The sequence below is a fragment of the Streptomyces tamarix genome (genome assembly GCF_032423885.1).
Lineage (GTDB): Bacteria > Actinomycetota > Actinomycetes > Streptomycetales > Streptomycetaceae > Streptomyces > Streptomyces tamarix.
In genome coordinates, this window is the sequence record NZ_JAWCTQ010000038.1 from 36544 (window position 1) to 54891 (window position 18348).

Annotated in this window: 15 protein-coding genes; all 15 read left to right on the top strand. The window is 76.1% G+C overall.

The features are described from left to right. Window positions 1-10: 10 nt before the first annotated feature. The 15 genes from RND61_RS24815 to RND61_RS24885 are packed head-to-tail and all read left to right on the top strand — an operon-like array spanning window position 11 to window position 18308. On the top strand, window positions 11-187 hold the full coding sequence (locus RND61_RS24815; protein ID WP_315880303.1) for a putative phage tail protein: 177 nt from the start codon (window positions 11-13) through the stop codon (window positions 185-187). Further along, window positions 184-855 carry a CIS tube protein gene (locus RND61_RS24820; protein WP_315880304.1) on the top strand — a complete coding sequence of 224 codons (672 nt, stop codon included), beginning with the start codon at window positions 184-186 and terminating at the stop codon, window positions 853-855. The genes RND61_RS24815 and RND61_RS24820 overlap by 4 nt, the downstream gene beginning before the upstream one ends. Before the next feature lie 10 nt (window positions 856-865). Further along, window positions 866-2047 (top strand): phage late control D family protein, encoded by a 1182-nt coding sequence (locus RND61_RS24825; protein WP_315880305.1) that lies wholly within the window; start codon window positions 866-868, stop codon window positions 2045-2047. Next, window positions 2044-2745 (top strand): phage baseplate assembly protein V, encoded by a 702-nt coding sequence (locus RND61_RS24830; protein WP_315880306.1) that lies wholly within the window; start codon window positions 2044-2046, stop codon window positions 2743-2745. Before RND61_RS24825 ends, RND61_RS24830 begins: the two co-directional genes overlap by 4 nt. Beyond that, the gene (locus RND61_RS24835; RefSeq protein WP_315880307.1) at window positions 2742-3164 is read left to right on the top strand and encodes a GPW/gp25 family protein; all 423 of its coding nucleotides are present in this window, start codon (window positions 2742-2744) and stop codon (window positions 3162-3164) included. Before RND61_RS24830 ends, RND61_RS24835 begins: the two co-directional genes overlap by 4 nt. Then, window positions 3161-5101 carry a putative baseplate assembly protein gene (locus tag RND61_RS24840; RefSeq protein WP_315880308.1) on the top strand — a complete coding sequence of 647 codons (1941 nt, stop codon included), beginning with the start codon at window positions 3161-3163 and terminating at the stop codon, window positions 5099-5101. The genes RND61_RS24835 and RND61_RS24840 overlap by 4 nt, the downstream gene beginning before the upstream one ends. Then, entirely contained in the window at window positions 5098-7137 is a 2040-nt protein-coding gene (locus RND61_RS24845) for a putative baseplate assembly protein (RefSeq protein ID WP_315880309.1), read from the top strand. Before RND61_RS24840 ends, RND61_RS24845 begins: the two co-directional genes overlap by 4 nt. Then, window positions 7134-9122, top strand: a complete 1989-nt coding sequence (locus RND61_RS24850) for a phage tail protein (RefSeq protein WP_315880310.1) — start codon at window positions 7134-7136, stop codon at window positions 9120-9122. Before RND61_RS24845 ends, RND61_RS24850 begins: the two co-directional genes overlap by 4 nt. A gap of 12 nt (window positions 9123-9134) precedes the next feature. Continuing rightward, window positions 9135-10400 (top strand): hypothetical protein, encoded by a 1266-nt coding sequence (locus RND61_RS24855; RefSeq protein ID WP_315880311.1) that lies wholly within the window; start codon window positions 9135-9137, stop codon window positions 10398-10400. A 2-nt stretch (window positions 10401-10402) separates the two neighbouring features. Further along, window positions 10403-12391 carry a hypothetical protein gene (locus tag RND61_RS24860; protein WP_315880312.1) on the top strand — a complete coding sequence of 663 codons (1989 nt, stop codon included), beginning with the start codon at window positions 10403-10405 and terminating at the stop codon, window positions 12389-12391. Beyond that, window positions 12388-13527, top strand: a complete 1140-nt coding sequence (locus tag RND61_RS24865; protein WP_315880313.1) for a hypothetical protein — start codon at window positions 12388-12390, stop codon at window positions 13525-13527. The genes RND61_RS24860 and RND61_RS24865 overlap by 4 nt, the downstream gene beginning before the upstream one ends. Before the next feature lie 2 nt (window positions 13528-13529). Then, window positions 13530-14066: a hypothetical protein gene (locus tag RND61_RS24870; RefSeq protein ID WP_315880314.1), complete on the top strand. Its 537-nt coding sequence runs from the start codon at window positions 13530-13532 to the stop codon at window positions 14064-14066. Then, on the top strand, window positions 14063-15772 hold the full coding sequence (locus RND61_RS24875) for a hypothetical protein (protein WP_315880315.1): 1710 nt from the start codon (window positions 14063-14065) through the stop codon (window positions 15770-15772). The genes RND61_RS24870 and RND61_RS24875 overlap by 4 nt, the downstream gene beginning before the upstream one ends. A gap of 5 nt (window positions 15773-15777) precedes the next feature. Next, window positions 15778-18003 (top strand): ATP-binding protein, encoded by a 2226-nt coding sequence (locus RND61_RS24880; RefSeq protein WP_315880316.1) that lies wholly within the window; start codon window positions 15778-15780, stop codon window positions 18001-18003. 5 nt (window positions 18004-18008) lie between these two features. Further along, the gene (locus RND61_RS24885; RefSeq protein WP_315880317.1) at window positions 18009-18308 is read left to right on the top strand and encodes a hypothetical protein; all 300 of its coding nucleotides are present in this window, start codon (window positions 18009-18011) and stop codon (window positions 18306-18308) included. Window positions 18309-18348: the final 40 nt, after the last annotated feature.

Sequence of the window (18348 nt, forward strand, 5' to 3'; positions counted from 1 at the left end):
CGTGCCGAAGGTGACCATTCACCATCTCGAAGTGCGGTTCCAGGTGGACGGCGACGACGGTGCCGTGTTCACCCGCCTGTTCAACCGGCACATCCAGGCGTGGTCGAAGCTGTACGAGGACGCGTGCGCCCGCGCCAGGCGGACCGAGGCCGAACGCTCCTTCGGCGACGGGGAGGACCGGCCGTGAGCGTGACGCCCGTGTCCTTCGCCCGCCAGGGCGCGGCCCAGGCCCGCCTGGAGATCGTCCGGCCGGTGATCGCCGACGAGCGGCGGCGACGGATCCCGCTGCGGTTCAACCCGACCGACTACAAGCTGAGCAAGAGCAACACCTTCGCCGAGATCACCATCCCGGGCCTGGAGACCCCGCCCCTGCAGTACGTGCGCGGCGGCACGGAGACCCTCACCGTCCAGGCGCTCGTCGACACCTCCGACACCCTGGAGAACGTACGGAGCGCCTACGTCGACGCCCTGCGCGACCTGTTGCGGCCCGACAGCCGCGAACACGCGCCGCCGGTCGTGCGGTTCGTGTGGGACGAAGAGGTCTTCACCGGCGTCGTGGAGAAGCTGGACGTCAACTACCAGTTGTTCCGGCCCGACGGCGTACCGCTGCGGGCCGTGCTGGACCTCACGCTCAAGGAGTTCCGCCCGGCCGCCGTGCAGGTCGCAGGCAGGCCGCGCTCCTCACCCACGGTGGAGAAGAGCTACGTGGTGCGCCGCGGCGACACGCTCAGCTCCATCTCGAACGCGCTGTACCGGCGGCCCGACGCCTGGCGCGAGCTGGCGCGCGCCAACGGCATCACCGATCCACGGGACCTGCGGCCGGGCCGGGTGCTGACCGTGCCCCGGCTGCCGTGAGGAGCGCGCGATGACCACCCCCACCCCCGAGGTGGCCCCGCCCGACCGGTACGCGCCCGAGTTCGAGGTGCGCATCGAGGGACTGGAGATGGACCCCTCCACCAAGAACGACATCATCGACATCAAGGTGAACCGGGACATCGACGAGATGTCGGGCTTCGACCTCACCCTCAACAACTGGGACGACGCCCACCTGCGGTTCAAGCACAGCGACTCGCCGAGCTTCCGGCTCGGCGGCCGGGTCTCGGTACGGCTCGGCTACGCCGACAAGCTGCTCACCGTCGCCACCGGGACCATCTCCACGCTCAGCCCGAAGTTCACCGAGAGCGCGTCCCCCACCGTCCAGGTCAGCGGAGTGGACGGGCTGCTGCGGCTCAAGGACCGCAAACCCACCGGGGAGGAGACCAAGATCTACCGCCACCTGCCCGACTGGCGGATCGCCGAGCAGATCGCCCAGCGCAACCACCTCCGGGTCGAGGTCACCCGCGAGGGGCCGACCCACGACCGGGTGGTGCAGAAGAACCAGGACGACGCGACGTTCCTGCTGGAGCGGGCCAAGCGGCTGGACTTCGACTGCTACATCCTGCCCGACCCCGGGACCGGCGAGGACACGCTCTACTTCATCAAGCCGACCGACGGCCGCGACGGCCGCCCCATCCGGGTGTACCGACTGGCCTACGCGCCGGGGCTGTCCACCGGCCCCACCGCCCAGCCCGAGGGGCTGGTCCCCAACCTGCTGGAGTTCACCCCGACCCTGACCGTGTCGCAGCAGGTCAGCAAGGTCACGGTGCGCGGCTGGGACCCCCGTACCAAACAGCCCATCGCGTTCACCGCGACCGCGGAGAACCTGCCGGCCGGGCAGAACACCGCCGACGGGCAGAGCGGGCCGCAGGTCGCCGAGTCCGCGCTGCAGGGCCGCCAGGAGGTCCTGGTCGACGCGCCGGTCGGCAGCGACCAGGAGGCCCGCGAACTGGCGATCAGCCTGCTGAGGGAGCGCGCCTACGAGTTCATCACCGCCACCGGCAAGGTGGCGGGCCTGCCCGAACTGCGGCCCGGCGACAACCTGGAGATCCACGGCCTCGGGCGCCGGTTCTCCGGCATGTACTTCGTCAAACGGGTCGAGCACACGCTCAACACCAGCGGGTTCTTCACCCAGTTCACCGGACGGCGGATCCACCAGGGGGACCAGTGACCACCAGGACCACACCGCGGGCCCGCAGCACCGACAAGCGGTACTACGGCGTCGTCGAAGCGCTCGTCGTGGAGAACGAGGGCGACGACGAGGGCCGGGTCAAACTGAGGTTCCCGTGGTTCGACGACGTCACGGTCACCGACTGGATCCGCGTCAGCCAGCCGTACGCCGGGGACGGCTACGGCACCGTGTTCGTGCCCGAGAAGGGCGACGAGGTCCTCGTCGCCTTCGTCCACGGGGACATGCGGTTCCCGATCGTGCTCGGCGGCCTCTACAACGGCAAGGACAAGCCGCCGACCGCCCGTACCGGGGGCCGCGACCAGAAGGCGATCCGGACCAGGCACGGGCACGAGGTGCTCCTCGACGACACGCGGTCCGACGCCGCCGTCCGGATCACGTCGGCCGCCGGACACGTGGTGGAGCTGGACGACCGGGGGAAGGCGATCCGGATCACCGCCGCCGAGGGCGGCAGCGTGACCGTGACCGCGCAGGGGGAGATCACGCTCAAGGCGCCGAAGGTGACGGTCGACTCCCCCTCCATCGACCTCGGCGGCGGCAGCACCGAGCCCCTCGTGCTCGGCAACGCGCTGCTCCAGGCGTTCAACGCGCACACCCACCCGACCGCCGCCGGGCCCACCGGCCCGCCGGCCCCGCCGCTCACCCCCGCCGTACTGGCCAAGAAGTCGAGGACGGCATGAGCGAGGAGTTCCTCGGGACCGGCTGGCGGTTCCCGATCCTGCCCGACGCGTCCGGGCGGCTGGGGTACGCCGTCGGCGAGGAGAGCATCGAGCACTGTCTGAGGGCGCTGCTGCTCACCGGCACGGGCGAGCGGGTCATGCGACCCGAACTCGGCACGCGGGCCCACGAGTTGCTCTTCGCGCCCGGCAGCGTGCAGAACCTGCGCGACCTGGAGAACTCGATCGCCGCCGCCGTCCGCGACCACGAGCCCAGGGTGGAGCTCGACGAGGTCCGCGCGGAGGCCGACCCGGCCGACGAGTCGCGGATCACCGTCTCCGTCGTCTACCGCGTCCGGCGCAGCAACACCAAGGCGAACCTCGTGTTCCCGTTCTACGCCGGGCTCACCGGGCCCACCGCCCCCACGGGGAGGACGCCGTGACCCTGCCCGCGCCCAAGCTGGACGACCTCACCTGGGCCGACATGATGGCGGCCATCCGCCGCCGGATCCCCGCCGAGTCGGACGGCGCCTGGACGCTGCACGCGCCCGTCGACCCCGGCGTCACCCTCCTCGAACTCTTCGCCTACCTCCTCGAACAGCGGCTGTACTGGCTCGACCAGGTGCCGGACGCGCTCGTGGTCGCCGTGCTGGGGCTGCTCGGCCTCGAACCCCCGCGCCCGGCCCGGCCCGCGGCCACCGTGCTGCGCCTCGAAGCCCGGCAGGAGGGCACCGCGGTCCCGGTCGTCCCCGCCGGGACGGCGCTCACCCGCGACCCGGCCGGGCAGGTCGTCTTCACCCTCGACGACGACGTGGCCGTCTTCCCGCTCGCCGAGGGCGCGCAGGTCACCGTGTGGACCGACCGCGACCGCACGGCGGACCTGCCGGCCCGCCGGGGCGTCCCGCTCCTGGCCGCCGACGGGGCCCCCGCGCACGTCCGGTTCACCCTGCCGCTCACCGGGGCGCACCCCGCGCCCGGCCCGCTCAGCCTGCTGTTCGAGCTGGACGCGCCCGCCGCGTCCGCGCCGTCGTGGCTGCCCGGGGCGGTCGCCGACGTGCCGCCCCCCGCCGAGCTGACCTGGTCCTGGTTCCGCCCGGGCACCGACGCCCACGGACCGTTCGAGAAGGTCGAGGACGGCACGGCCGGGCTCAGGCGCTCCGGAGTCGTACGGCTCCACCCGCCCCCCGGCTGGACCACCCGGGACAGCGGCGTCCTCGTGTCCACCCCGGCCGCGACCCACGCCGCCCCGCCGCGCCTGCTCCAACTCGCCCTCAACGTGTCCGCCGCGCGCCACCTGCGGCGGCGCACCGCGGGCGGCGCCGAACTGCGGGAGCAGATCGACGCCTGGCTCAAGCTGCCCGGCCAGCGCCTCGTGCTGCCGGAGGCCGCCGAACGGCTCGTCGAGGCGGACCTGCGGCTCGCGGGGGAGGAGTGGCGGCCCGTGCCGGACCTCACCTTCGGCGGGCCGGCCGACCGGATCTTCGTGCTCGACCGGACCGAGGGCGCGGTGGTGTTCGGCGACGGGCTCACCGGCCGCATCCCCCGGCCGGGCCGCGACGCGGACGTCGCGTACGCCGTCGGCGGCGGCCGGGACGGCAACGGCGGCATGACCGCCAACTGGGTCCCGGCCGAGGAGACCCCGGCGGCGGTCACGGCCGTCAACCCCGTACGCGCCGAAGGCGGCGCCGACCCGGAGACCGTCGCCGAGGCGCGGCGGCGCGCCGCCGCCTCCCTGGGCGAGGTGACCCGCGCGGTCACCGCCGACGACTTCGTCACCCTCGCCCGTACGACGCCGGGCGTCGCCGTCGCCCGTGCCCACGCCGCCCTGGGCGAGCACCCCGGCTTCCCGTGCTCCCGGGTGCCCGGGGCGGTCACCGTGCACCTCGTTCCGGCGGTGCCGCGCGACGACCTGGCCCGCGAGGACTTCGTCGCCGCGCCCCGCCCCGACCCGGGCGCGCTGTGCGCGGTCGCCGCCCGGCTGGAGCGGGCCCGGCTGCTCACCTCCGAGGTCTTCGTCCGCGCGCCCCGCTACCGCGACGTGGCGGTGCGCGCCGACCTGTCGGGCGACCCCGCCGACCGCGCCCGGGTGTCCGCCGTGCTCACCGGGGCGCTGCGCCGCTTCCTCGACCCGCTGGTGGGGGGCGACGACCGGGACGGCTGGCCGTTCGGGCAGCCGCTGCGGCCCGCGGCCCTGCTGCGGGCCGCGCAGCGCGCGCTGGGCGACCTCGCGGACGTCTCCGCCGTGGCGATCGGCCTCGACGGGGCGGCCCCGGACGAGGACTGCCGGGAAGTCCCGCTCGGCCCCGGTGAACTCCCCGTCCTGCGGGCGGTCCGCACCCGGATCGTGCCCGCCGCCGAACCGGGGGAGGGGCTCGTATGACCGGCGACGTGTGGTGGGAGAAGGCCGCCCGCGAGAAGGAGGGGAGGATCGTACCGGGCCCCGGGCCGTCCGGCGTCCAGCCCGAGCTGACCGACGCGACCCGCGAGGCGGTCCGGTCCGGGGTACGCGGCCGGATCGCGGGCCACACCCCGGACTGGACCGACCCCGACCGCCGGGACGCCGGGGTCGCGCTCGTCCGCCTCTTCGGCACCCAGGCCGAACCCGTGCTCGCGCGGGTCAACCGGCTGCCCGAGAAGGTGCTGGCCGAGCACCTGGCGACGGCGGGGGTGCGACGGCGCCCGGCGGGGGTGGCGACGGCCCTCCTGGAGTTCACCGTGAACCCGCCGGACGGCGCCTCCGTCCTCGTACCGGCCGGGTTCCAGAGCGCGGCGTCCGGCCCGGCCGGGCAGGTGGTGTACGAGACGGACCAGGACCTGTACGCCACCCCGGCCGTCCTCGCCGCCCTCGCCGTGCAGGAGGGCGGCACGCTGGAGTCCCTGCCGCTGGGTCCGGCCGGGCCCGGCCGCCCGTTCGCGCCGTTCGGCCGGGACCCGGAGCCCGGCAACGGCCTGTGGATCGGACTCGCCGGGACGGCCGCCCCCCACCCCCGCCTCTCGCTGGGCTTCGTCGTGGCCGCCGCCCCGCCCGCGCCCGTGGACTCCGGCGGCCCGGCGCCCCTGCCGCAGGCCCCCGCGCCGCTGCTGCGCTGGGACGTACTGGACGGCACCCGGCTCGTTCCCGCCGAGCTGGTGCGCGACTCCACGGCCGGGTTCCGGGCGAGCGGGACCGTCGAACTGCGCGTCCCGCGCGCGTGGGCGCCGGGCAGCCCGCCCGGCACCCGGCCGGGGCCCCCGCTGCGCTGGCTGCGCCTGCGGATGGCGCACGGCGCCTTCGGCGGGCCCGCGCCGGTGCTGACCGGACTGCGGCTGAACACGGTCACCGCCACGGCCGCCCGCACGATCAGGGACGAACCGCTCCAGCCGATCCAGGAGACCGGGGGGAGCGGTCTTCGCCGCATGAGGCTCAGCCAGGTGCCCGTCCTCACCGGGTCCGTGGTCATCGAGGTCGACGACGACCCCGGCGCCGACGTGTTCGGCACCACGGCAGGTTCCGCCTCCCGCTGGCGGGAGGTGGAGAGCCTGGCCGCCCACGGCGCGGACGACCGCGTCTTCACCGTCGACCACGAGAGCGGCGAGGTGACGTTCGGGGACGGCGTCCACGGCGCGGCCGTGCCGCCCGGCTTCCGCAACGTCCGCGCCGTCCGCTACCGCGTGGGCGGAGGCGCCGCCGGTGCCGTGCGCGCCGGTGCCGTCAACGCCGTGGTGACCGCCCTGCCGCACGTCGTCGGCGTCACCAACCCCTTCCCGTCCTCGGGCGGTGCGGACGCCGAGCCCGACGCCGACACGATGCGCCGGGGCGTCGGCCAACTGCGCGCCCGCGGACGGGCCGTGGCCCCGGCCGACTACGGACTGCTGGCCACCCGTGCGCCCGGCGCGTCCGTGGCCCGCGCCCGGGGCGTGCCCGGCCTCCACCCCGACTTCGCCGGAGCGCCGATCCCCGGCGTCGTGGGGGTCCTCGTCGTGCCCCCGGGCGACGACACCGGAGAACCCCCGGTCCCCACCGCCGCGACGCTGCGGGCCGTCGCCGACTTCCTGACCCGCGAGGCCGCCCCCGCCGGGGTCACCGTGGTCGCGGCCCCCGCGCCGTACCGCCGCGTCGCCGTCGAGTCGTGGGTCGCCCTCGACCCGGACCACGACCGCGCCGCGGTCCTGGCGAGGGCGGGCGACGCGGTGCGCGCCTACCTGGACCCGCTGCGCGGCGGGGAGGACGGCGCGGGCTGGCCGTTCGGCGGCACGCTGCGGCACGTCCCCCTGGTCCGGTGCCTCCTCGCGGTCGACGGGGTCCTGGCCGTCCCCCGGCTCTCGCTCACCGTCGACGGGGTGCGGCTGCCGTCCTGCGCCGACCACCCGATCGGGCCCCACGACCTGGTCTGGCCGGAGCGCCCGCTGCTGATCCCCGTAGGAGACCGGCCATGACGTGCACACCCCACCCCGCGACCTTCCGCCTCCTCGACGCGTACGTCGGCTGGGACGAGGCCCCCGCCGGGAGCGAACCGGGCACGGGCGGCATCGTCGGCTTCGACGACCCGGCGGGGATCCGGCTCGCCCACCGCGGCTCCCTGCCGGAAGGCCCCACGAGGGCCCGGTTGCTGCCGTGGTTCCCCGACCCGCGGCTCGCGCCCGGCTGCGCGCCGCGCGCCTGGTACCTGCTGGTCCCCGGGGAGCGGCTGCTGCTGCGCCGCGGCGCCTGCGGCGGCGCCTTCACCCCCGTGTGGCCGCCCGCCCTCGACCCCGGCACGCTGCGCGAGCCGGTCTCGGTCGCCGCGCGCGGGCACCGGCTGGCCGTGGTGGAGTCCGACCGGGTGCTCGTATGGCGCCGTGAGGGCGCCCAGCTCGCCGGGGTGATCCCGGTGCGGCGGCCCCGGTGGGCCGCGCCCGCGCCGGACGACGAGGTCCTGGTCGCCTGCCGGGGCAGCGCGGACCTGCGCCGGTTCGACTCGGCGGGCGGCTTCCGCGGGGTGCTGCGCACCGGTGTCCGGGGCGAGATCGTCGGCCTGCGCACCGGACCGGAGCGGACGGTGTGGCTGCTCACCGACGACGGCACCCGACTGGGGATCCACCGGGGAGGCCCCGGCCGGCCCTTCCGCACCGCCACCGCCGACGAACTGGCCGCGGCGCTGCCGCCGTCCGCGCTCGTCTCGGCGACCGAGGACGGCTTCTGCCTGGACGAGAAGGGCCCGGACGGGCCCGAGACCCACTGCCACACCTGGCGGGGTCTGCCCCGCGAGCCCGTGCCGCCGGCGACCGACGCGTACGTGACCAGCGGCTCGTACGTCACCACCCTGGTCGACAGCGGTGTCTCGCGCTGCCGCTGGCACCGCGTGCGCGTCGACGCCGACGTGCCCGCCGGCACGGCGGTCCGCACCGAGATCGTGGTGACCGAGGACGGCCACCACGAGGAGGGCGACTGGCAGGCCGCGGCGCCGGGGGCCGGGGACTTCCTCGTCGACCAGCCGCCCGGCCGCTTCCTGCGGCTGAGGCTCCGGCTGTCGGGCGACGGCGGCGCGACTCCGGTCGTCCACCGGATCCGGCTGGACTTCCCCCGGGCCACCAGCGCCGACCTGCTGCCGCCCGCCTTCCGCCAGGACCCCGAGGCCGACGACTTCACCGAGCGCTTCCTGTCGCTGTTCGACGCCGCCTTCGCCGAGCTCGACCGGGCCATCGAGCGGTATCCGGCCCTCCTCGACCCGGCGGGCGTCCCCGACCGCGTGCTGCCGTGGCTGGCCGGACTGCTGGGCCTGTCGTTCGAGGCGGGCTGGGACGCGCTGACCCGGCGCGCGCTGCTGGCCGCGGCCCCGGAGCTGTACCGGCGCCGGGGCACGCCGTGGGCGCTGCGGGAGGCCGTCCGCATCGTGTTCGGGGTGACCCCGGTCGTCGACGAGCTGGCGGCCGACCGCCGCTGGGCGTGGCTGCGGGCGGCCCTCGACGACCCCGGGCCGGGGGAGACGGGGCGGGAGTCGGGCCGGGGACTCGGTTCCGTACGGCTGTTCGGCCGGTCGGCGAGCCGCTTCCGGGTCGGCGGATCGGCCCTGGGCGCGGCACCGCTGCGCGCCTTCGGAGATCCGGACGGCGACCCCCTCGCCGCGCACGCCCACCGGTTCCGGGTGCTCCTGCCCGCCGGGTCGGCGGACGTACGGGCGCTGCGGCGGCTGGTGGAGCGCCAGGCACCCGCGCACACGGTGGGGACGGTACGGACCGGCGGCGCCGGCTTCGTCGTCGGCTCCCGGTCCGCGGTCGGCGTGGACACGGCGTTCGTCCCGCTGCCGCCCCCCGTGCTCGGCGGAGGTGCCCCGCTGCGGCTGAACCACGACGGGGTGCTCAGGCCGGGACCCGCAGGACCGCGCCGGGGGATGGGCCTGGGGGTCGTCTCCGCCGTCGGTGTGCATACACAAGTGTCGTGAGAGGACGGGAAGATGAAGGAGACAGGAGCGTCGGCGGCAGCGGAGCCCGACGTGCCGCCGCTGCGCAGGTTGCGCTATTTCCACGGTCAGATGCTGGGCGCCCGCGACTTCCAGCGCGAACAGGACTACCACCGCGAGAAGTCGCGGCTGCGCCTGCGCAGCCTGCTCGGCTACGGCGTGGTGTGCGGCCTGTTCGTCGAGCCGGTGCCGCCGCCGGACGGCGGCTGCCCGCCCGGTGGCGGGCCCGCGGCGGAGGCCGACGCGTCCGTGCCGGCCGGGGAGGACGGCGCGGAGCCGGAGCACGCCCGGCGCGGGGCCAGGGTGAGGATCACCCCCGGCCTCGCCGTGGACTGCGAGGGCAACGAGGTCGTGGTGCGGGGCGGCTGCGTGGTCGACCTGTGGAAGGCGCTGCCCCGCGACGAGCGGGACACCGACACGGTCTGGGTCGGCGTCCGGTACGCCGAGCGGCCCGTGGAGCCCACCCGCGCCGTCTACGACGACGCCTGCGCGGACACCTCCGACTGCGAGTTCGGCTGGACCGAGGAGTGCTACAGGATCTGCGTCACCGGCTGTGAGCCCCCGGTGGACGAGCGCTGCGACACCTGCTGCTCACGGTGCGAGCACAAGGTGCTGTGGCTGGCGCGGATCGACCGCGTGGACTGGCACGAGCCGGTGCGCCGCGGCCGGATCCACATGAACGTGCGCCGCCCGTTCGGCCGCCACCTGCCCACGGTGATCACCGGGATCAACTGGATCCACGGACACACCTACACCGTCGACGAGGCCAGGGCGCTGCTCGGCACCCAGGACGAGGGCGCCGGGCTGGTGGTGCGGTTCTCCGCCGACGTGCGCACCGACTCGCTGCGACCCGGCGTGGTCGAGCTCCAGGTGATCGAGGGCGGCAGCGGCCGCAACGCCTCCACCTGGTACATGGGCGGCACGTTCGCCGAACCGGACTCCGGGTGCGGCGAGTTCACGCGGCGGTTCCGCTACCGCCAGACCACGCGCGAGACGCTGCAGGACGGCGACCGCGTGATGATCACCGTCCGCTCCGCGTTCGTCCTGGACCGCTGCTGCCGCCCGGTCGACGGCACCCACGTCGGCGGTCGCGTACCGACCATCGGCACCCGTGCGGACGCCGAAGCCGACGCCGGCGCGGACGGGCCCGCGTCCCGCGGGGGATGCGGCCTCCCGCCGTCGGGCGTCGGTCCCTGGACGTCCGGCACCGGCGCGGGCGGGGACGTCTTCGAGAGCTGGTTCTTCGTGAAGGAGCGCTGATCATGCGAACAGACTGCGGATGCGGCTGCGGGGGTGACACCGCCCGGACCTCCGCCTTCGTACGCCCCCGCTTCTTCGCGGGCCAGCTGCTGACCGAGGACGACCTCAGCCTCCTGATCGACTACACGACCGCGAAGGGCAGACTGCGCAACCGCTCCCTGTACGGGCCCGGCGTCGTCCGCGGCCTCGGCGTCACCTGCGCCCCCTGCGGCGGCGGAACCGTGGCGGTGCACCCCGGCCACGCGCTCGACTGCGCCGGGAACGACATCGTGGTGCCCTGCACCGAACAGGTCGACGTGCAGGCCCTGGTCCGGGAGCAGCGGATCGGCGCCCTCGGCGCGGACTGCGCGGAGGACTGCGACGACGGCGGGCGCCGCTACGGGCTCTACGTGCGCTACCAGGAACTCCCCGTCGAGCCGGTGGCGCCGTACGCCACGGAGGAGCCCTGCCCCTCGCCGGGCTGCGTGCCCTCCCGGATCCAGGAGGGGTTCCGCTTCGTCGTCAAGTGCGGCGACGTCGAGGACCACCGCCACAACCCCGGCACCCGGCTGCTCGCCGCCATCGGCGACCTCGCGCGGGCCGACCGGGCGCGCACCCGGGACCGGCGGCTCGGCCACCACCTCGACGCGCTGTCCACGGCCTCGGCCGGCACGGGCCGGGCGTTCCGCTTCGACGCCGCCGACGCCAGGCGCTACGCCACCTCCCTGGCGTGGCTGCGCGAGAACGCGGCCGGCGAGGGCCCCCCGCCCCCGCCGGCGGCCCGCGAGATGACCGAGCACGTCCGCGCGCTCGCCAGCGGCGTGGCCCGGTTCGACACCCACGACCCGGCCGGGCAGGACCGGCTCAGGAGGGAGTACCCGGACCTCGCCACGGTCGCGGAGGCCCGCCGTGTCCTGGGCACGGCGTGCGACCGGCTCGGCGGCACCGACACGGAGGCGGCGTGGCCCGACCCGCTGCGCCGCACGCTCGCCCGCGCGGTCGTCACCGAGACGGCGGCCCGGGTCGTACCGGAGCGGGGCGACGCCGACGCGCCGCTGGAGGTGCGCATGCTGGCCCAGGGCACCCCGCTGAGCCACGCGCTGCGGGTGGACTTCCGGGCGGACCTCGCCCTGATCCGGGAGTGGCTGCTGTGCCGCCTGGACCAGTCGGGCGGGACCGGCGACTGCCGGCTGCGCGCGGAGGTCGCCGCCGTCGACGTACCGCCGCCGCTGCCGGCCCCGCCCCAGGGCAGCGTGGAGAGGGCGACCGTCGCCGAGGTGCAGCAGATCGCCGAGGCGGCGGCGGCACTGACCGTCGCGCTGCGGCGCTTCCTGACCGACGCGGCGTGCGCCACGCTCAACCCGCCGTACGGCGACTGCGCGGACACCGACGTCCTGCTCGCCCACCTGGAACTGGACGGCTGCGACGTCGTACGGGTCTGCTCGGCCACCCGGGAGCAGGTGCTGCCGGGCGGATCGGCGTACGGCGAGTGGCTGCCCAAGCTCTACCGGCTGCGCGAACTGGCCGAACGGGTGTGCTGCCGTCCGGTGCCGCCGCACCGGAGGCCGACCCTCCCGCCGGAGGGCGAAGTGGCACGGCCGTACGTCGAGGGGCTGCTCGGCGACTGGCCGCGCACGGGGGACCTGGAGGAGATGCTGTCCCTGCTGCTCACCCCCGCGCCGGGGGAGACCCCGCCCAAGGCGCTGCACGAACAGGTCTACACGACCCCGAGCGAGGTGACCGACAGCATGCACGAACTGGCCGTGCTGCGCGTGCAGGTCGCCGACCTGACCTCCGCGCTGGAGGGCCTGCGCACCCGACTGGGCAGCGCGCAGACCGAAGTGGCCCGGCTCCGGGAGCGGGTCGAGGCACCGGACCGGGGGTCGGGCTCAGGAGCGGCCGGTACCTCCGAGGAGGCGCCGGGCGGGCCGCCGGACCAGGACGAACCCGCCAGGCCGCCGGCCAAGCGCACCCGTTCCTCCCGTGGCCAGAAGCCCGGGGGCACGCCATGACCGGCCCGCTGCGCCCCGCCTTCCACGAGGGTCAGGTACTGGCCGCCGCGGACCTGACGGCCACGGTGGAGTACGCGCGCGGCCTGGCCGCCCGGCACGCGCGCCACCTGCACGAGTGGGGCGTCGCCGAAGGGCTCGGCCTGGTCACCGAGCCCCGTACCGACCCGCTGACCAACACCCGCCACCTCGAAGTGGCCGTGGCGCCGGGGATCGCCGTCGACGGCACCGGCCGCGAGGTGGTCGTCCCCGAGTCGGTCGTGCTGCGCGAGAGCGACTTCGAGGAGGTCAACGGCGCGGACCAGCCCACGGACGAGCCCTACCCGGTGTTCCTCACCGCGGCCGACCGGAAACCGGGCGGACCCCCGGGCCCCGTCCCCTGCGCCGGCGGCGCCACCGGGACGCGGGTGGAGGAGTCGTACCAGATCCTCTTCGGGCGCCTCGGCGACGAGCGGCTGGCCGAGGAGCAGCGACCGCCCGCCATCGGCGCCCCGCCGGCCGATCCGCCCGGCCGCTGGCTCGTCCTGCTCGGCTACGTCCGCTGGACGGACGGCCACTTCAGCGGCGTGGAGACCCGGGCGCGCGGCGTGGGGGTGCGCTTCACGGGCGTGCGCGCGGACACCGTCGCGGCCCGGTCGGACTCGCTGACCCTGCGTACGGGCACGGCGGCCCAGGAGGGCCGGCCCGCGCTCGTGCTGTCCGGCGGCGACCAGCCGAGCCTGGTCTTCGGCCTGTACCGGGGCGGCGGCACGATCGCCCCGCTGATGACCGTCGCGGCCAACGGCAACCTCACCGTCGAGGGCGGCTTCAGCGGCCGGATGCCGACCGGCAGCACACTGGTGGCCTCCGGTACCGCCACCGACGGGACGCTGCTGCCGCTGCCCCCCGGCATCACCCCGGACCAGGTCGCCGACGGCCGGGTCGTGGTCCATGTGCGGCTGACCCCGCGCACCCCGCCGCCCCCGACGGACTCCACGCTGGTCAGCACGGTGGAGGCCGCCGTGGACGGCGAGCGCAGGGTCAGGTGCCGGACACGTCTGTACGACCCGCTGGCCGTCCCGGCCGCGGTCGTCGAACGGCCCGGGGCCGTCGACTTCCTCGTCCTGGTGACGGTCGCGCCGACGAACGGCGGTGGCTGACGATGGCCCTCACCGTGGTGTACGCGGCCGACACCGGCCACGTCGTGGGCGCCGTGGCCCTGACCGGCGCCGACGCACCGGCCGACGCGGCCGCGCTCGTCGGGCGCGCGCTGCCGCTGCGCGTCCTTCTCGGCGGCGGCCGGACCGCCACCCTCCCGCTGAACGCCGGGGAACTCGCCGTGGCGACCGTGGACGACGAACCGGCCGTCTTCGCCGACCCGCTGGCCTTCGGGGTCGAACTGACCCCCGAGGGCAGGCCCAAACCCACGCTGCTGCGCCTGGCCGCGTGGAGCGGCGGCGAGGGCGTCGCGCTGGCGCCGGACGGACTCACCGTCACCGTACGGGTCGCGGCGGCCCGGCCCACCAGGGTGGTCGCCCTGGTCTCCGACGACCAGGACACCCGCGTACTGGCCGGGGAGATCCCCGCCCAGCAGAACCGGGTGACCCTGCCCCTGACCCTCGACCCGGGCGGTACGCACGGCGTGCTGGTGCTCGTGGTGGGCTGGGCGGGCCGCCTGGAGAAGGCGGGGGTGACGTGACCGGACCGCCCGCGCGGACCGCCGAGGAAACCGGCGGGATCACCGTGCACCGGTGCACGGTGACGGTGGTCCGGCGCGGCGGGTGGAGCTGGGGACCCGATCCGCGCGCCCTGGTGCAGAACGTGATCGACACCCTCCCGGAGCTGCTGGCGGACCACTTCGCGCAGCAACTGGCCGGCGACGGCCCGGACGTGGAGATAACCGAACCGGTGACCGTCACCGTCCGGCCGGGCGGGCCCGGATGGCCCGGCCGGACCCGCGCGCCCACCGAGGTCCGCTTCGCACCGGTCCCGCTGGCGGAGGCCCTTGGTGAGGAGCCCCCCGGCGCGGTGTCGTTCGAGGAGTCCTTCGCCGCGACGGCGGGCCCGCGGGCCGAGCCCGTGGCCGCCGCCCTCTTCGGCGAACTCGCCGAACGGGGCGAACTGGACGCGCTGATCGCGCTGCTGCCCGAGGAGTCGCTCCGGGCGTACGCGCTCGCCCTGCTCGGCGCCGACGACGCGGCGGCGGCCCACCTGCTCGCGGAGCTCGTCCGGCGCGCCCGCACCGGCGGGCCGGTCGAGCCACAGCCCGGGCACCTCGCCGCGTACCTGGGATCGGCCGGCCGCGAGGAGGCGGCACGGCTGGTGCGGTCCCTGACCGGCCCGCACGACCGGGCGGCAGGGGAACCGGCCCCGCGGGCGGGGGGCACCGTCGCGGCGCGCGCCGGCGGAGAGGTCCGCGTGCGGTCCGCGCTGCCGTTCCTGCTCGCCGGGCCCCTGGCGCGCATCGGGTACCTCGACGCGATCGGCCCCGCCCTGGCCGGAGTGGAACTGGCCGAGGAAGCGCCGCTGTTCGCCGCCGCCCTGGCGTACAAGGTGCTGGGCGCGACCGCGCGCGGCTGGCGCCGCGGGGAACAGGACAGCGAGGCGGCCGCCGCCTTCGCCGGGCTCGAACCGCCCGTCCCCGAGGAGCGGCTGACCGCGTTCGCCCGCGCCGTACGCCCCGCGCTCCCGGTGCTCGACGGCGTCCTCGCGCTCTCCGTGTGCCGCGGCCACGACCCCGCCGACCCGCTTCTACTCACCGGCACCGGTGACGGGCTGCTCCTCGTCGACGCCCAGGGCGTGTTCCCGATCGCCTGGGCGGCGGACACAGCGGCGCTGCTGCCGTACTGGCGGGAGTGCGGACGGCCGCCCGTGCTGGTCTGCGACGGCCCCCTGCCCCCCGGCTCCCTGCGCGAGCTGGCCTCGGCGGACGTGCCGTTCCTGACGGGCGTACGGCCGCTGCGCGGTGATCCGGTCGCGCGGCTGCCCTGGCGCACGCCGCTGTGGACGGGCACCACGCGGCGACGGCCCGACCCGCGCCTCGCCGCCGAACTGCCCGGCCACGCCGACCGGCTGGCGGGCCTGGTCACCGCCCTGGTCACCGAGCGCCGGGCGGTGCCGCTCGCGCGGGACGCCGCGCTGGAGCGCACCGTCACCCTGGCCGCGGCCCTGGGCCTGTCCACGATCGCCTGGACGCTCTGGCGCGACCGCGAGATCCCCGACCCGCTGCCGGCCCTGAACCGCTTCGCCGACCTGGAGGCCACCGTCCGGTTCGAGCCCGCCGCCGTCCGGGTGCGCGTCCCGATGGGACGGCGCCACGCGGACCTGCTGCGCGGCGGGCTGCTCGCCGACGTGCCCGACGTGGTCTGGCTGGGCGGGCGGACCCTGACGTTCTCGGGAGGGTGAGCCACATGGGCGAACCGGCGCTGGAACACCTGCGGATCCGCCTGGCGGACGTCCACCGGGCGCTGCGCGCCGCCGTCGAGCGGCAGGCGCGGATCGCGGCCCGGCTCACCCGGCCGGACCTCACGCCGTACTGCGTGACCGACGAGCAGGTCGACGTGCTGCTCGGTGAGGTGTCCGCCTTCACCGACGCGATGGCCGCGCCGCACGCGCCCCGACGGCCCGAGCCGGAGGCCGAACGGGACCTGAGGCGGCGCGCGTCCGCCGACGGCAGGACCCTGCCGCTGGACGCGCTCGCCACCAGGTTCGGCCTGACCCGCGCCGAACAGGACGCGCTGCTGCTGGTGGCCGCGCCCGAACTGGACCGCGGCTACGAGCGGATCTACGCGTACATCGTGGACAACCTGAACCGGCGGCTGCCGAGCGTGGAGCTGCTGGTCACGGTCGGGGCGCTGAGCGCGGTCCCGGACGGGCCCGGGAGGGCGGCGGGCCAGGGCGAAGGCGAAGGGGACGGCAGCGCGGACGGCTCCGGCGGGCCCGGGAGCGCTGCGGGCCCCTCCAGCACCGACCGGGACGGCAGCGCGGCCGCCCGTCTCGCCCTGCGCCGTGCGCTCGGACCGGCCGGGCCGCTGCGCCGGTACGGCCTGCTGCGGCCCTACGGCGAAGCCGCGGTCGAGCTCGCGCAGGAACTCCTCCTGGGCCCCGGCGTGCTGGACTTCCTGCTCGGCTGGGGCACCGACGTCGGCCTGCTCGGCCACGACCCCGGCGAGGTCGCACCGCCGGACCCGCGCCTCCTCGCCCCGCATCTGTCCTCGGACCGGCTCGCCCGCCTCGGCCGGGCGCTGGGCGCGGGCGGCATCGACCTCGCGGGGCTGTGGGGCTGCCCGCCCGACGGCCAGCTCGACGCCGTACAGGCCCTGGCCCGGGCGGCCGGGGCACCGCTGCGGACGCTGACCGGTGACCCCGAGGCCGACCTACGGACGGCCGCCGCGCTGGGCGCGGTGTTGTGGATCCCCACCGACGACCTGCACGGCGAACCGCGGCGGGAGCACATCGACACCGTCTCCGCCGCGCTGCTCCGCTCACGCGTGCCGGTGTGCCTGACCGGCCTCCGGCCGTGGCGCCCGGCGGCCCTGCTCGCCGTACGCGCGTACGCGGAACTCACCGTCCCCGCACCGGGTCTCACCGACCGGCGCGCCATGTGGTCGGCGGCGCTCCCGGACCTGAACGGTCCCCTCCTGGAGGACCTCGCCGCGCGGTACCGGATGAGCGGGGGCGAACTGCGCGCCGTGGCGTCGGTCGCGGACGCCGGGGCGCGCCTGGCGGGCAACGGCCGCCCCGAACCGGTCGCCGACCACGTCGAACCCGCCATCGCCACCGTCACCCGGGGCCGCAGCGGCAGCACCGTGCGCTCGATCGTGCCCCGGCGGACCGTGGACGACCTGGTCCTGCCCGACGTCCAGTTCCAGCAGATCCTGGAGATCGCCTCGGCGTTCCGCGCCTGGCCCCGGATCTCCGAGACGTGGGGCTTCGCCCGCCGCTCGGCACACGGCGGGGTCAAGGCGCTGTTCACCGGGGAGCCGGGCACCGGCAAGACCATGTCCGCCGAGATCGTCACCGGCATGCTCGGCCTGGAACTCCTCAAGGTGGACCTCGCCCAGGTCGTCTCCAAGTGGGTGGGCGAGACGGAGAAGAACATGGAGACCGCGTTCCGGCAGGCGGAGGAGAGCCACGCGGTGCTCCTCTTCGACGAGGCCGACGCCCTGTTCGGCAAGCGCGGCGAGGTGAAGCACGGCACCGACCGCTACGCCAACATGGAGGTCGGCTACCTGCTGCAGCGCCTGGAGGCCAGCGACGGACTGGTGATCCTCACCAGCAACCTGAAGGACAACATCGACCCGGCGTTCACCCGGCGCTTCCACTTCGTGGTCCACTTCCCCCGCCCCGGCGCGGCCGAGCGGCGCAGGCTGTGGCGGCTGGCCTTCCCCCAGGAGGCCCCCCTCGCCCCCGACGTCGACCTGGACGCGCTGGCCCGCCTCGACATGACCGGCGCCGGCATCACCGCGGCGGCCCGCACCGCCGCCCTGGCCGCGGCGGACGGCGGCGGCGACGCGATCGCCATGCGGCACGTCGTACGCGGAGTGGCGCGCCAGTTCCAGCGCGAGGCCCGCCTGCTGCGCCCGTCCGAACTCGGTCCCCACGCCCACCTGCTCGGCGACACGTCCCAGGGGTGACACCCATGCTGCCCACCGAACCCCCGCTCTCCCTGCACCGCCTGGTGGCGCCGGTCCCGCCGGCACGCCCCCAGGAGACCGCGACGGCGGCCCGCCAAGGGGAGCCGGTGGCCGTGGTGCCGTTGTCGGTGGCCCTACCGGTGAGCAACGCCTCGGTGGCCCAGGCGGCCGGAGCCCTGGGTCCGGCGGGCGCGATGCTCCTCGCGGGCCAGGACCAGACGGGCAACGCGGCGGTGGCGAAGGCGGCGCTCAACCCGGTACCGGCGGCGCCACCGGTGGCGGTCGTCGCGCCGAAGGCGAAGTGAACGGCCCCTGTGCGCCTTGAGCGAGGGGTGGCCCCGAGGG